We start from the raw sequence: 14,934 nt of genomic DNA on the forward strand, positions 1-14,934 counted from the left end.
AGCGCGCGCAGTTCGGTGCCGGCGCGCCAGCCCTGGGGGGGCACCCAACCGAAGGAGGCGAAAAACGCCTGGGGGGCGATGCCCGGGATGCGGTTGCCGGCCGGCACGATGCCGGCCGCGGTGCAGGGCAAGGTGGTGCAGAAGGCGTCGCTGTAGCGGGCGTCGAGCCAGGTATAGGCCAACTGGGTGCGCCAGTGCGCCTCGCTCTCGTGCTGCCAGGCCAGCTCGAAGCCGTCGCGCATGGTCCGTCCGGCGTTCTGGAAGGTGGCCCGGCCGCCGACGTTGGTGGCGGTCACGATCTCGTCGCTGGTGCGGGTCTTGAACAGCGCCGCCGTGAGCAAGCCACCCACGAGCCGCGCCTTGGCGCCCACTTCGACGCTGTCGTTGACGGCCGGTTGCAGCGCGAAATTGAGTCCGCCCAGCCCGTCGGGGCGGTACGAGAGCTCGTTCAGCGTCGGCGTCTCGAAGCCGCGGCCCACCGAGGTGTAGAGCGCCAGGTCGCGCGTCGCCTGGTAGCGCAGCGACGTCACCGGCAGCGTCTCGGCATAGCGCGCGCTGCCGCTGTCGTCGCCGTTGGCACCCACGATGTAGTGGTCCTGCGAATCGAAGTCGACGGTGCTGCGGCGCACGCCGGCTTCGAGCGTCCAGCGTTCGTCGAGGCGCCAGGTGCCCTGCAGGTACGGATCGAGGTTGTAGACCTCGTTGGTCTCGTTGCGGCGCAGCCGCCCCTGCACGCCCAGCACCGGCCGGGCGACCGTGCCGAGGTAGTTCTCGTAGCCCGTGCGCTGCTCGCGCAGCTTGTTGTATTCGAGTCCCGCGACCAGTTCGAAGGGCCGCTCGGCCAGCTGCAGCTGCGAGATCCAGCGCAGGTCGACGCCGCCAAAGTCGCGCGCCAGCCCGATCACGCCGCCGGCGCTGGCCGGGCTCAACTGCGCCGAGGGCGGAATCGCCTGGTACTGCGAGGTCTTGCGCTCGCCGCCGTAGACCATCATGCGCAGCGCGTTGTCGGCATCGACGCGGCGTTCGTAGGTCAGCCCGGCCTGCGTCTGGTCGACGCTCTTGCGGGTGTCGAACTGCGTGGCGACGGCCGCGCTGCGCCGGTTCAGCGCGTACTGCTGGGCCGTCAGCCCGAGCGGGTCCTGCGCATTCAGGTGCACGCTGTTGGCGACCAGCGTCAGCCGGCTGCCGTCGTCGAGCGTGAAGCCCATCTTACCGTTGACGATGCTGCGATCGGCCGCGCTGTGGTCGCGATAGCCGTCGGTCTCGAAGCGGCCGGCACTCAGCAGGTAGTCGACCGCGCCGGAAGAGCCGCTGGCGATGACGCCGGTGCGGGTGGTGCCGAAGCTGGCCGCGGCCAGCGAGAAGCCCAGCTTGGGCGGCCCCTCGCCGGTCTCGGTGAAGGACTGCACCACGCCGCCCGAGGAGTTGCCGTAGAGCGCCGAAAAGGGACCGCGCAGCACCTCGACGTGGTCGACCGAGCCGATGTCGATGTTGGAGGTCTGCCCCTGGCCGTCGGGCAGCGTGGCCGGAATGCCGTCGACGTACAGGCGCACGCCGCGCACGCCGAAGGTGGAGCGGGCGCCGAAGCCGCGGATCGAGATCTGCAGGTCCTGCGCGTAGTTGTTTCGGTTCTGGATCTGCAGCCCAGGCACGCCGCTCAGGCTTTCCGACAGGTTCACGCCGAGCCTGCTGTCGCGCATGTCCACGCCTTCCACCCGGTCGACCGAACCGGCGACGTCGAACAGCGGCGTCGGCCCGGCCGGCGTCGAGACGGTGATCTCGCCCAGCATGGGTGCGCCGCCGGCTTCCTGGGCCTGGGCCGCAGACGAGGCTGCGAGCAGCAGGCAGGCGACAGCTACAGCGACGACGGAGAATTTCATCGCCGCGATTCTGCGGTGCGCGGCGGCGCAATCGGCGAAGGGCAACACCCTATGGCGCGCCGATGCCACAAGGGGCCGCTGCCCGCAGGCCAGCCTGTTCCGCGCGACCCGGCTACGATCCGCGCTCAGTCCATCCGGTCGCCGCGCGGCCCCGCTCATGCTCCGCTGCCTGGTTCTCGCCCTCGCCTGCCTGCTCTCGGCCTGCGCCGGACTGCCGGCCGTTCCGGCAACGCACTACGTTCCGGCCATCCCGCCCTCGTCGGCCACCGAACTCGGCCGGCTGGCGGCCCCTTTCAACGCGCCGTCCGACACCCTCTCGGGTGCGCGCGTGCTGGCGCAGGCGGCATTCGCGCTGAACGCGCGGCTGGAATTGATCCGGCGCGCGCAGTCCTCGCTCGACCTGCAGTACTACCTGCTGGCCAACGACAAGACCGGCAAGCTGATCCTGCGCGAGTTGCGCGACGCCGCCCGGCGTGGCGTGCGCGTGCGCCTGCTGCTGGACGACTTCTATACGACCGGACTGGACCCGCTGCTGCTCGGCCTGGCGTCCTGGCCGAACGTGGAAGTCCGGCTGTTCAACCCCTTCGTGGCCGGCCGCGACCATTCCGCCACCCGCTGGATGAGCTTTGCGACCGATTTCCGGCGCCTCAACCACCGGATGCACAACAAGCTGTTGGTCGCCGACGGCGCGTTCGCGATCGCCGGCGGGCGCAACCTGGCGGACGAGTACTTCCTGCGCAGCGACGGCGCCAACTTCATCGACCTCGACATGCTGCTGGCCGGCCCGGTCGTGACCGAGCTCGAGACCATCTTCGACAATTACTGGAACAGCGAGGTGGCCTACCCGCTGCACGCCATCGTCCCGACCCTCGCTTCAACGGCGGATCTGCAGGCGGAATTCGACCGGCGGACCTCGCTCGAGCAGGCGCCGTTGCCGCCGGCCCCACCCGAGACCGACATGTTCGGCGAGCCGCCGCTCGGCACCCTGATCGCCCAGGGCCGGCTCGAGATGATTCCGGCGCGGGCCAACGCGGTCGCGGACTCGCCCAACAAGGCACTGCGCACCGAGGACGACGAGGCTCGCGAACGCCGGCCGCCGACGGTGGCCGAGCGGATGCGCGTGGTGCTGAGCATGGCGCGCTTCAGCGTCGACATCGTCTCGCCCTACTTCCTGCCCGGCGAGGAAGGCATGGCGCGGATCGCGCAGCTGCGCGCGCGCGATGTCCAGATCAGCGTCGCGACCAATTCGCTGGCGGATACCGACGAGCCGCTGGTCAACATCAACTACAACAAGTACCGCGTCGAACTGCTGCGGCTGGGCGTGCGGCTCTACGAAGTCAGCTCGGAGCAGATCAGGCGCAGCCTGAACCTGCGCAAGGTGTTCCGCCAGTCGCGTGGCCGGCTGCATGCCAAGCTGACGCTGATCGACCGCGAATGGGCGTTGATCGGCTCGCTCAATTTCGATCCCCGCTCGGCCCACATCAACACCGAGATGGGCGTGCGCCTGCAGAGCTTCGAGGTCGCCCACCGCCTGCTGGACGCCTTCCAGGTCGACAATGTCGAAAGCGCCTACCGACTGCGGCTGAAGCCCGGCACGGACCAGATTCAGTGGGTCAGCACCGACGGCGAGGACGTGGTGTACGACGACGAGCCGGATGCCAACGTGCTGGTGCGGGTCAAGCTGCTGCTGTTTTCATGGTTCGTTCCGAGCGACTTGCTCTAGGATTTCGCCGGTGCATGACGGCACCCCCCGCTTGAACAGGAGTCCCCCCATGGCCTCACGACTCAGTCCCCTCGCCGGCCAGCCGGYCCCGCTGGATACCCTCGTCGACGTCGACGCGCTGCTCGCCGCCTACCACGCCGAGCGTCCCGACCCGACGGTCGCGGGCGAACGCGTCGCCTTCGGCACCTCGGGTCATCGCGGCTGCGCCTTCGAGCGATCCTTCAACGAATGGCACGTGCTGGCGGTCACCCAGGCGATCTGCGACCACCGCCGGGCGCAGGGCATCGACGGCCCGCTCTACCTCGGCATCGACACGCATGCGCTGTCGGCGCCCGCGGCGGCCAGCGCGCTCGGGGTGCTGGCGGCCAACGGCGTCGAGGTGATGCTCGCCACGGGCGACGAATACACGCCGACCCCGGCGCTGTCGCACGCCATCCTGGGCTACAACCGCGGCCGCAGCAGCGGGCTGGCCGATGGCATCGTGGTGACGCCCTCGCACAATCCGCCGCGCGATGGCGGCTTCAAGTACAACCCGCCCAATGGCGGGCCGGCCGGCCAGGACGTCACGGGGCCGGTGCAGGACGCGGCCAACCGCTACATCGAGAAAGGGCTCGAGGGCGTCCGCCGGATGCCGCACGACAAGGCCCTGAAGGCGGCCACCACGCACCGCCACGATTTTCTGGCGGCCTACGTGGGCGACCTTGGCAACGCGGTCGACATGGACCTGATCCGCGAAGCCGGCGTGCGGATGGGGGTCGACCCGCTCGGCGGCGCCGGCGTGCACTACTGGGGCGCCATCGCCGAGCGCTACCGGATCGACCTCAGCGTGGTCAGCGAGGTGGTCGACCCGCGCTTCGGCTTCATGACGCTCGACTGGGACGGCCAGATCCGCATGGACCCGTCGTCGACCTATGCGATGCAGCGGCTGCTCGACATCCGGGACCGCTTCGACGTCGGCTTCGCCTGCGACACCGACCACGACCGCCACGGCATCGTCACCCGCGGCGCCGGGCTGCTGCAGCCCAATCACTACCTGTCGGTCGCGATCGACTACCTGTTCCGGCACCGTCCGCAGTGGAGCGCCGATGCGGCCGTGGGCAAGACCGTGGTCTCGACACGGCTGATCGACGCCCTTGCGCAGCGGCTCGGGCGCCGGCTCTACGAAGTGCCGGTTGGCTTCAAGTGGTTCGCCGACGGGCTGCTCGATGCCTCGCTCGGCTTCGTCGGCGAGGAAAGCGCCGGCGCCACCTTCCTGCGCCGGGACGGCTCGGTCTGGACCACCGACAAGGACGGCATCACCGCCGCGCTGCTGGCGGGCGAGATCACGGCCCGCACCGGCCGCGACCCGGGCGCGCTCTACACCGAGCTGGCGAACGAATTCGGCAACCCGGTGGCCAGCCGCATCGACGCACCGGCGAGCCTGCAGCAGAAGAAGCAATTGGCGGCGCTAAGCCCGCAGCAGTTGCGCGCCACCGAACTGGCCGGCGAACCGATCGTGAGCGTGCTGAGCCACGCGCCAGGCAACGGCGGCGCGATCGGCGGCATCAAGGTGATCGCCCCGAACGGCTGGTTCGCGGCCCGGCCTTCGGGCACCGAGGAGATCTACAAGATCTACGGCGAGAGTTTCCGCGGCGCCGAGCACCTGGAGCGGATCCTCGCCGAGGCCCAGACCATCGTCGACGCGGCGATCTCGCCGGTGCGTCCGGACGGCCCCTGAAAACGAGGCGCCCTGGCACCGGTCGTGATCGGAGTCGAGTAGGTCAGCTGTCGATCTTCTGGCTGCGATAGACCGGCTTGCGATCAGGTTTGACTTTTGGAACGATCTTGTTCGGAGACAACACGGTTGGACCTGAGCATCCAATGCAGAATGGCACGGTCTTTCCATCGATGGAAACTAATCCGCCGACGGGCGAGGGCGGAATGCCCTGAGAACTGAACGTGTCCGGTGCGTAAAGCCCCAACGAGTTCGGCGAGATCACCCCCGTCTGGAAATCCACCTTGTATGCCCGCCCGGTACCCATCGAACACCGGGTCGTGTCGGTGCTCGATCTGGCCTGGAACGTGCTGAAGTAGGTTTGGCCGCCGATGGTCAGCGGTGTGGTGACGACTTGCTCGAACGGCGTGCTTGTGGTGGATAGATTCATGTACCAACCATTCGGCGCCAAGGTCGTCGGGTCGACAGGCGTGGTGACGCTGGTCACGTTCGTCAATTGATTGGCGCTGGCCAGCGATGCATCGGCCCCGGCGCCGTTCACGACGGTGGGGGTGGTTGCCACCGTCGCGCCCGTCTTGGTGATGTCGTCACGAAGCCCGTAGAAGCGGTTGTTGACCGATGCGGCGCTGCCCGAGGCCAGGGGCTTTTCCCGGTCGCCCGTGCCGACCAGAACGGTGGCCTGCGTGCCGAGCATGACGACACTCGGTGCGTACATGAACTTGCGCTGTTCCGAGGCCGTGGTCCAGTCGCTCGCCGTCGCGATCTTGTTGATCGGCCAGTTCGCGACGCTGCTGTAGCTCGCGAAGCCGCTGTTCGGGTCGGTGGTGTTGATGCGCCAAATATTGCCGCGCGTGTCCACCGCGTACAGCAGGTCGATGATGCCGTCATTGTTGGCGTCGACCGCCGTCATGTCGGCGACGAAGCGGCCTGCCGTCGAACCCGGATCGAAGAATCGATAGTTGGCCGCGCTGCCGGTTGCTGCGTCCATCACGAAAATACCGCGCCCTTGCGTGACGCTGTCGCAGGCGTTGGCGGCGCCGTCCTCACAGTTGTCGTAGCCGGCACCGAAGGCGACCAGCGTCGTGGTTGCCGTTCCGATCTTCACGCGCATGGCGACCGGCGTGGACCAGGTCTGGCCCAGGCTGCTGTGGTCGGTGCTGCTGAACTTCCACATCAGCGTCGGTTGATTGCCGCCGGTGCCGGGCTTGTTCGTTGCATCGAACGCATAGATCGCACGCCCGCCGCGGCGCATGGTCGGATAGATCCACAGCTTGCTCAGTGCGCCGCTGCTCACTTCCTGGTACCCGCCGATGGAACCGTCGAAGAAGTAGGTCTTTGGCGCGGCGCCGGTGACCGTCACGCCGGGAAAACTGATCACCGGATAGTTCGAATACACCCGATCCAGCAGATTCCAGGAGCCCGTGCTGTCGGTGCTGTTCCAGTGTTCCGGAGCAATGAAGGCCCAGAGTTCGTTGCCGGCGCCGGAGCCGGTCTGATTGCCGCTGACCGCGTGCAACATGCCGTCGCCGGCACCATAAAACACCACGACGTCGTTCGTGCTGCCCGAGCCGTAGTTGACCGCGAGGGGCCGCGAATGAACCACTTCGCCGTGCACCGTCGGCCGAGTGGTGGGCCCCGGTGTCACCGCGCCCGTGCTCGGGTCCGTCGTCGAGTAAGTCGTGGTGACCAGATTGCCGGTGGTCGGATTGAAGGTGCTGTTGCCGTCGCCGACATTCTGGCCCCGTGCCCAGTTGACCAAGGTCGCGCTGGTGGTGCCCTTGCTCAGGCCCGCGCTCGGGCTCGGGATCGTCACGTTCGTCGTGTTGAAGTCGACCACGGAACTGCAGGTGTTGTCTGTGCAGGTCCGGATGTTGCGGGCGGCATACCCGAGATTGCGCAGCTGCTGACCGCTGCCTCCCCGTTCGACGAGCGGACCGTCGGGCGAATCGGAGTACTTGCTCAAAGCAGCGTAAGTCTCGTTTCCGCAACTCGACGCAGTGCCGGTCACGCTCTGCCAATACGTGCCGCTGTCGGCCGTCCAGTAGCTCTTCGCGCAATTCAGGATGAAGCCGCTTGACGTGTCGACGGCTGCCGCGCCAGTGGAGTCGGCGAGGAAGAGCGAGTTGCCACTGAGCGCGAACTGGTACTGCTTCATGTTGCCGACCCAGCGCTGATAGCCGTTTTCCTGCGGCCGGAAAACGCCCATGAACACCTGGTTCAGGAAGGTGCCCTGGGCATTCACACTCACCGGCAGCGAGGCGGACGCAAACACGCTGTTGACCGACGCGATCTGCGTCAGGGTTTCCTTCAGCGCGTTGATCAGCGCCAGCAGGTCGCCGCCCACGGAATAGTAGCCGCCGGCGTAGTCGTCGGGCGCATGGCCTCTGCCGACCGCCGCCATGGTCTGAAGCAGCTTCGCCTGCTTGGCGTCCTGCGAGGCGTTATAGACGTCGATCGTGAAGGTCTGGACGTTCTGCTGGCCGTCGATCGAGCTCACGTCGGTGCTGTAGAGGAATTTGGTCCACTCGTCGGCGAAGCGGACGTCGGACTTCTGACTGTTGGGCAAAGGCACCGGGTAGATCTGCGAGCCCGGGTCGTGGCTGAGCCGCGACATCAGGGTATTCGTGGGATACGGCGAGGCATTCGTATTGGTTCCGTATTCCTGATTCGGCCACGTATTGCCGATCAGGATGATGAAGTTCTTGCCGCAGCTGTTCGCGCTGGTGATCGGGCTCTTGTAAGTCGTTTTCGAAGCGGTTGTGAAGGCATTGGGGTCCTCCAGGCTGATCGCCGTGCTGTAGCGCGTGGGACCGAAGCCCGTTGCGCCCATCGGCGAGCCGGCCGTACCGCCGGAGCCGGAAACGACAAGGTTCGGCCGCGACCAGCCGCCGAAGTACTTGAAGGCTTCATAGAGGCCGGCGCCGTATTCGGCCGAGGAGGCACCTTTGAAATCCGGTGTCGTGATCTTGGTATCGATGTTGGTCAGATCGGCAATGATCGAGGTGTCCACGTTGGTGTCCGCGCACTGCGAACTCAGCGGCTTGACCTCGTGCCGGATATAGCCTGGCATGACACTGGGGCCGTCTACCGAGCCGCTGGCGGTGTTGAACATCATCAGGCCGGCATTGATGTCCAGTGCGGCGGTTCCGGTTGGCGGGCTGCACACGAGTTGGTTGAGCACGAGTTTCAGTGCACGAACTTCTACCTGCCCTTGCACCAGTTTCGGATTCCCGCTGCAAGCTGCCGTTGAGCTGCAGAAGACTTGGTAAACATAACTCTGGCAGGTCGTCTTCGCCGAGCCGCTGTAGTTGCTGCATTTCGCGAGGACATCGGAGTACGCCCATGCTTGGGCGTTATTCGACCAGTTCGAGCTGTTGTCGAGATAGAAGAGAACATTGGGCGCTGACGCGCTCCCGCCGCCCGCATACAGGTCGATGTCTTCGGCAGCAGCCCGCGAATGCAGCACGAGGGCGGCGAGGATCGCAAGGACAAGTCGGAAGGCGAGGGAATTCATCGGTGACCTTTTTTTTTGGCTATATCGCGATCAAGAGCAGCTGCCGGAGAGCGCCGTGATGTCCGTGCGAACCTCGACGCCCTGCTGGACAACCGGCGCGGCGTTCAGCAGCTTCGGATCGTTCGCTTGCGCCTGCATGTCGTACAACACGGTCGCACAAAGCGAATCGTCGGAGGGTGAGCCTACCTTCGACGGATCGACGATCGTCAGGCCGGGGGAGGGGGGAGCTCCGAAGCAGGAGGCGTCCATCGCGGTCACGTAGTAGACACCGGTGGAATTTTGGTGGATGAGTTCCGCATTCTTGAGCACGCGGGCACGTTTGCACTCGAGGTTCCTGACCGTGACCTTCGTCGAATCGTTGGTGCTGTCGGCTTTCTTGCTCGTGCCGAGATTGACGTAGGCGGTCGTGCCTGCGGCCTTGTACGGATCCCAGGTGGTGTAGGGCTGATTCAACACCGTGTCGAGCGCGTAATTCGCTGCTGCTACCGCCTCGGTTCGCACCTGCTCATTGCTGACAACCTGCGTATGGCGCGTGGACAGTCGAATCACGCCGACCGCGACGAGGCTGACCATCAGCAGCATCACCATGCCAATCATCAACACGGCGCCGGACTGAACGCGGCGGGCTCGGCAGACATAGGTCATCTTCATGATTCGCGGCGCGCCTTCGGGGTGACGAACGAGATATAGGTGCTGTAGACGCGCCGCTTCGGATTGCCGGCGGCTTTTGCGGCAACGCTGACGGTGGTGTCCGCGCCGAGCACGAAACTCGCGGCATTCTTGGTGTTCTGGCTCGGATCGCTGGAGCGGGCCAGCAGCCAAATTCGTACGCCGATGACTTGCGTCCAATCCGTATTAGGCGGAAGAGCTGGCGGCGGGTTGGGCGCAGGCGCGAACACGTCGGGCGTTCCGTCTGCAGGGGTGCCGGTGTCGAACGCGTACTCGATTTGCATCTGCTCGATGTTCTCGACCAACACCACTGGCGCAGGGAGCGCGCCGTTGAGCGGGATGTCTTGATAGCTCAGCGCGTTCGCCGGGCTGACATAGTAGATACGGCGAACGAGTTTGCGCTTCGGTGCCGGCGTGCCTGCACAGGTCTTGGTTTGAAGCTTGAATGTGGACGCGCCAGAACCACCCTGCGCGAGCACGATCGGCGTCGCGCTGTATTCGCTGCCGCACTCGGATACCTGCAAATAGGCATCTGCATTCGACTCGGCCAGGCAATCCGGGTCGCCGACGGCGCAAGTGCTCGCTCGCTGAATGAACAACGCATCGGTACCGGCTTTGCGTGCAATGCAAGATGGATCGGCGTCGGTATTCGCGCCTGCCGCGCTGCCAAGCCCCAGGACGTAGTAGGTCAACGAGTCTTGCCAGGCGCCAAGGTTCACGAGCCCGGTCAGGCACATGGCTGTCGCTGTCTCGGCAGGCGTGACGATCGGACTGACGGCCGCCGTCGGCTTGACCAGGGAGCCGTAGAACCCCGTCTGCGACAACTCGCGGCTCAGAACGTCAAGGGCATAGCGCCCGTTCTCATTCACCTCCGCACTCAGTTCGATCTCGTTTCGGGATCGGCTGCTGCCAGCGAAAAGGACACTCATTGCTGCGACGATCAGCAGACCGATGACGAGCGCAATCATCAACTCGATGAGCGTGAGCCCTCGCTGGTGACGGCAACGGGCTTTTGAGATCGGCGCGAGGGCTCGGCGGTACATGTCGGTCCTCAAGATGACTTGGTCAGGTTCGGCACCAGCACGCGGACCGATACGCCACGCCGCAGCCCGGTGCCGAAATTCACATCCCTGGCGCAGAAGTTCTGACCCGCCGGAGAATCGGGGTCGGGTTCGGCACTCGGCGATTTGCCTTGCCAAACGACCGTGATGTAGATGTCGGCCAGTGCGTTGCCCTCCGCCGGGACGACCCGGATCAGGCAGCCGCGGGCGCCGATCATGGCTCCGACCTTCGAGGTGCCCTCCAGGGCCGCCGCGCCCTGCAGCGCTTGACCCCAATGACACATATCGAACTCTGCCTCCGCCAGCGGAACGCCCGCTCCCCCGACGCAGACGGAACTGGCGCTGAAGTCTTTGGCATTCGCGCCCGAACCCACGTACACACTGCCGTCGGTGGAACTGACAGCAGCATCGAGATAGCCGTCTACGATGCCTCGCGAATCGGTTAGACGGCCCTGCATTTCACGGACCAGCGTAAGCGCCTCGCCACGCTGATAAGACTCAAATTCAATGACGGCCGACCTAGCTTGCATTCCGATCACGCCCAGAAGGCCCAGAAGCATCACGGCGATGGTCACCAGCACTTCGATCAGCGTGAAGCCGCGCATGCCGGTCGCTCGCGTACGGAATCGATGGAGGTCAGCTACGAACATGATGTCGATTGGGTGACGGCCCGGCCACTGGCAGAAATGCAGACCCAACGATTGACGTTGGCGGACAGGACGCTGAGCTTGATCGAGGACGGACCGCCAGAGATCAGCCGGCCGGAGGAGTTGAAGACGAACAACACGTCGCCGCCCGTCGAGGTGGTGGATACCACGGAGGGCGAGCCCATCTGTTGAAGGAGTGCGGTACCCGTTCCGTCGCTGCTTTGGGTGATCTTCCAGTCCCCGACAACGGTGTCGCTCCCCGCATTCGTGAAGTTGAAGGCCACCTTGTCATTGCGCTTGAGTGCCTCGCTGCGAGCGATCCAAAGCGATTCACTCAGCGCCGAGGCGACGGACTTGATGCGCTGCGCCGCGATCAGTTGCTGGAACGAGGGCGCGGCCAGCGCCGACAGGATGGCGACGATTGCCACGGTGATCATCAACTCGATGGCCGTGAAGCCGCCCTGGCGAACGCGCCGCGTTGCGCGTTGAACTTGGGTCAATGCCTCCGGGTTTGCCATCGCGTCACTTGCCCCAGTAACCCGAAGTGTTTGCCGGCGCCTTGGCGCCCTTGTCGTCGATCGTCATCGCCTGCTCGCCCGACACCGCCTGGCTCCCTGCCGGAGTGGCCGTTGCCGTGAAGCCGCCGGACGAGCAGTCCGCCGGAGAGCAAACGATCGCGATCGTGTAGGCCCCCTGGATTTCGGCAGGCATCGCGAAACCGATATCCGCCTGCACGTTGGTGTACACACGCCGGTCAAGGAGGTAGGTTTGTTCCTTGCTGGCCAGATCCATCAAGGCCGCCTGCGCGGTCGCCCGCTTCCCCTTGCGGATGTACGACGTATAGGATGGGTATGCGATGGCCGCCAGAATCGCGACGATCGCAACGGTGATCATCGCCTCGATCAACGTGAAGCCGCGCGCTCGCCCGCCCCTCGGGACATTCGAGCTTGCCGTCGTCGACGCCATCGGCATCTGTTCCAGAGACTGAACCATCGGGCTGTATCCTCCATCGCGCGCCCCTCGACCCTCAAATCCGATCAGAGGCACGGAGCGGGAAATCATTTCAAGATGTCACAAAGTACAAGTGGATGTGAAATTATCACAGTTGCCCGAAATCAGGCTTGCCTACTCGGCGATTTCGTGGGAAACCTGACAAAAGGCCGGTTTCGCCCGACAGGCGGTTCGCCTTCATCAACATCGCGCGCCGATCCCTTCGGCCTTGAAACTCCTCAAAACACCCTTATGATTAGCACTCGTCAAAGCTGAGTGCTAACAACACCGGCTTCCGATGATGTGGCGCCGGCAACCATGCCGGCACCCGGACAAACCCCGTTTCTTATCAGGAGATGCAATGAAACTTCGTCCTTTGCACGATCGCGTGATCGTCAAGCGCATTGAAAGCGAAACCAAGACCGCCTCGGGCATCGTGATCCCCGACAACGCCGCCGAGAAGCCCGATCAGGGCGAAGTCCTGGCCGTTGGTCCTGGCAAGAAGAACGACAAGGGCGACCTGATCTCGATGAACATCAAGGTCGGCGACCGTGTCCTGTTCGGCAAGTACAGCGGCCAGACCGTCAAGGTCGATGGCGACGAGCTCCTGGTCATGAAGGAAGACGACCTGTTTGCAGTCGTTGAGAAGTAATTTCTCGTCTCTTCATCCCCCTATCCAACTGAATCTCGGAGAAATCTCATGGCAGCAAAAGACGTAGTCTTCGGCGGTGAAGCCCGCGCGCGCATGGTCGAGGGTGTCAACATCCTCGCCAACGCAGTCAAAGTGACCCTCGGCCCCAAGGGCCGCAACGTGGTGCTCGAGCGCTCGTTCGGCGCCCCGACCGTGACCAAGGACGGCGTGTCGGTCGCCAAGGAAATCGAACTCAAGGACAAGCTTCAGAACATGGGCGCCCAGCTCGTGAAGGAAGTGGCTTCCAAGACTTCGGACAACGCCGGCGACGGCACCACCACCGCGACCGTGCTGGCCCAGGCCATCGTTCGCGAAGGTTTCAAGCTGGTGGCTGCCGGCATGAACCCGATGGACCTGAAGCGCGGCATCGACAAGGCGGTCACCGCCCTGGTCGCCGAGCTCAAGAAGGCTTCGAAGGCCACCACGACCTCGAAGGAAATCGCGCAAGTCGGCTCGATCTCGGCCAACAGCGACGAAACCATCGGCAAGCTCATCGCTGACGCGATGGACAAGGTCGGCAAGGAAGGCGTGATCACCGTCGAAGACGGCAAGTCGCTCGACAGCGAACTCGACGTCGTCGAAGGCATGCAGTTCGACCGCGGCTACCTGTCGCCGTACTTCATCAACAACCCCGAAAAGCAAAGCGCGATCCTGGAGAACCCGTTCGTGCTGCTGTTCGACAAGAAGATCAGCAACATCCGCGACCTGCTGCCGACGCTGGAGCAAGTCGCCAAGGCCGGCCGTCCGCTGCTGATCGTTGCCGAAGAAGTCGAAGGCGAAGCCCTGGCAACGCTGGTCGTGAATACGATCCGCGGCATCCTGAAGGTCGTGGCCGTCAAGGCACCTGGCTTCGGCGACCGCCGCAAGGCCATGCTCGAAGACATCGCCATCCTGACGGGCGGCAAGGTCATCGCCGAAGAAGTGGGCCTGACCCTCGAGAAGGTGACGCTAGCCGACCTCGGCCAGGCCAAGCGCATCGAAGTGGGCAAGGAAAACACCATCATCATCGACGGTTCGGGCGCCGCTGGCGACATCGAAGCCCGCGTCAAGCAAGTCCGCGTGCAGATCGAGGAAGCCACCAGCGACTACGACCGCGAAAAGCTGCAAGAGCGCGTGGCCAAGCTGGCCGGCGGCGTTGCAGTGATCAAGGTCGGCGCTGCCACGGAAGTCGAAATGAAGGAAAAGAAGGCTCGCGTCGAAGACGCCCTGCACGCGACCCGCGCTGCAGTGGAAGAAGGCGTGGTTGCCGGTGGTGGCGTGGCCCTGCTGCGCGCCAAGCAAGCCGTGGGCGACACCCTCAAGGGTGACAACGCCGACCAGGACGCCGGTATCAAGCTGGTGCTCAAGGCCATCGAAGCGCCGCTGCGCGAGATCGTCAACAACGCCGGCGGCGAAGCCTCGGTGGTGGTGAACGCTGTGTTGGCCGGCAAGGGCAACTACGGCTTCAATGCCCAGAACGACAGCTACGGCGACATGCTCGAGCTGGGCATCCTGGACCCGACCAAGGTGACCCGCACCGCCCTGCAGAACGCCGCTTCGGTGTCCTCGCTGCTGCTGACGACCGAAGCCATGGTCGCTGACGCACCGAAGGATGAAGCCGGCGCCGGCGGCGGCATGCCCGACATGGGCGGCATGGGTGGCATGGGCGGCATGGGGATGTAATTCCCCGGGCCCGGCTGCCACAGCCAAGCCAACAAGCCCCGCGGTGCAAGCCGCGGGGCTTTTTTTCGTCCCGCCGAAGCACCGGAGCAGATCGGCGTACAACCGGGGCTTCGACCCCAAGACGCAACGAAGGAAGCCGCCGCCATGCACACCGAGACCCTCGAATCACCCACGGCGCCGGCACGCCGGGCGCTGCTGTGCGCACTCGCGCTCGGCGCCGCAYTGGCGCTGCGTCCCGGCGCGTCCGCCTGGGCGGCCGAGCGCGCCACCGTCGTCCCGGCGCCGGCCGACGACCCGGCCGCAGGCGCCGCCACGACCGAAACCACAGTCATCGCGGGCGGCTGCTTCTGGGGCGTTCAGGGTGTGTTCCAGCACGTCAAGGG

The 14,934-nt window shown here is 65.2% G+C and carries 11 protein-coding genes and 1 pseudogene; 5 read left to right on the forward strand and 7 right to left on the reverse strand.

Annotated features, from left to right (window positions below; all coding sequences use genetic code 11):
* Positions 1-1,880 (reverse strand): TonB-dependent receptor domain-containing protein (locus AC1DY5_RS17435; protein ID WP_478113320.1); only part of this gene is annotated, 1,880 nt, incomplete at its 3' end.
* A gap of 157 nt (positions 1,881-2,037) precedes the next feature.
* Between AC1DY5_RS17435 and AC1DY5_RS17440 the strand changes: the two genes are divergently transcribed.
* Together AC1DY5_RS17440 and pgm are read left to right on the forward strand one after the other, a co-directional pair.
* The gene (locus tag AC1DY5_RS17440; protein WP_478113322.1) at positions 2,038-3,603 is read left to right on the forward strand and encodes a phospholipase D family protein; all 1,566 of its coding nucleotides are present in this window, start codon (positions 2,038-2,040) and stop codon (positions 3,601-3,603) included.
* Positions 3,604-3,652: 49 nt separating this feature from the next.
* The gene (pgm, locus tag AC1DY5_RS17445) at positions 3,653-5,320 is read left to right on the forward strand and encodes a phosphoglucomutase (alpha-D-glucose-1,6-bisphosphate-dependent) (RefSeq protein ID WP_478113324.1); all 1,668 of its coding nucleotides are present in this window, start codon (positions 3,653-3,655) and stop codon (positions 5,318-5,320) included.
* A 43-nt stretch (positions 5,321-5,363) separates the two neighbouring features.
* Here pgm and AC1DY5_RS17450 read toward each other — a convergent pair whose 3' ends face one another.
* From AC1DY5_RS17450 to AC1DY5_RS17475, 6 genes are read right to left on the reverse strand one after another with little or no spacing between them, the layout of a single operon-like run.
* On the reverse strand, positions 5,364-8,831 hold the full coding sequence (locus AC1DY5_RS17450) for a pilus assembly protein (protein ID WP_478113326.1): 3,468 nt from the start codon (positions 8,829-8,831) through the stop codon (positions 5,364-5,366).
* A gap of 30 nt (positions 8,832-8,861) precedes the next feature.
* Positions 8,862-9,482, reverse strand: a complete 621-nt coding sequence (locus AC1DY5_RS17455; RefSeq protein ID WP_478113327.1) for a pilus assembly PilX family protein — start codon at positions 9,480-9,482, stop codon at positions 8,862-8,864.
* Entirely contained in the window at positions 9,479-10,543 is a 1,065-nt protein-coding gene (locus tag AC1DY5_RS17460; protein ID WP_478113329.1) for a PilW family protein, read from the reverse strand. Before AC1DY5_RS17460 ends, AC1DY5_RS17455 begins: the two co-directional genes overlap by 4 nt.
* A gap of 8 nt (positions 10,544-10,551) precedes the next feature.
* Complete coding sequence (locus AC1DY5_RS17465) at positions 10,552-11,166, reverse strand: prepilin-type N-terminal cleavage/methylation domain-containing protein (RefSeq protein ID WP_478113331.1); 615 nt, start codon at positions 11,164-11,166, stop codon at positions 10,552-10,554.
* A 35-nt stretch (positions 11,167-11,201) separates the two neighbouring features.
* On the reverse strand, positions 11,202-11,726 hold the full coding sequence (locus tag AC1DY5_RS17470; RefSeq protein WP_478113332.1) for a GspH/FimT family pseudopilin: 525 nt from the start codon (positions 11,724-11,726) through the stop codon (positions 11,202-11,204).
* Positions 11,727-11,730: 4 nt separating this feature from the next.
* Positions 11,731-12,201, reverse strand: coding sequence for a type IV pilin protein (locus AC1DY5_RS17475; protein ID WP_478113334.1), 471 nt, complete (start codon positions 12,199-12,201; stop codon positions 11,731-11,733).
* A gap of 358 nt (positions 12,202-12,559) precedes the next feature.
* On the opposite strand from AC1DY5_RS17475, the gene groES reads away from it, so the two are divergent.
* The 3 genes and pseudogenes from groES to AC1DY5_RS17490 all read left to right on the forward strand — a co-directional run.
* A complete protein-coding gene (groES, locus tag AC1DY5_RS17480; RefSeq protein ID WP_286536348.1) occupies positions 12,560-12,850 on the forward strand; it encodes a co-chaperone GroES in 291 nt (96 codons plus the stop codon).
* A 48-nt stretch (positions 12,851-12,898) separates the two neighbouring features.
* Positions 12,899-14,551 carry a chaperonin GroEL gene (gene groL, locus AC1DY5_RS17485; RefSeq protein WP_478113336.1) on the forward strand — a complete coding sequence of 551 codons (1,653 nt, stop codon included), beginning with the start codon at positions 12,899-12,901 and terminating at the stop codon, positions 14,549-14,551.
* 144 nt (positions 14,552-14,695) lie between these two features.
* Positions 14,696-14,934: pseudogene (locus AC1DY5_RS17490) on the forward strand (peptide-methionine (S)-S-oxide reductase MsrA); the annotation flags it as partial.

It is taken from the genome of Variovorax sp. P4_D9 (assembly GCF_056401695.1).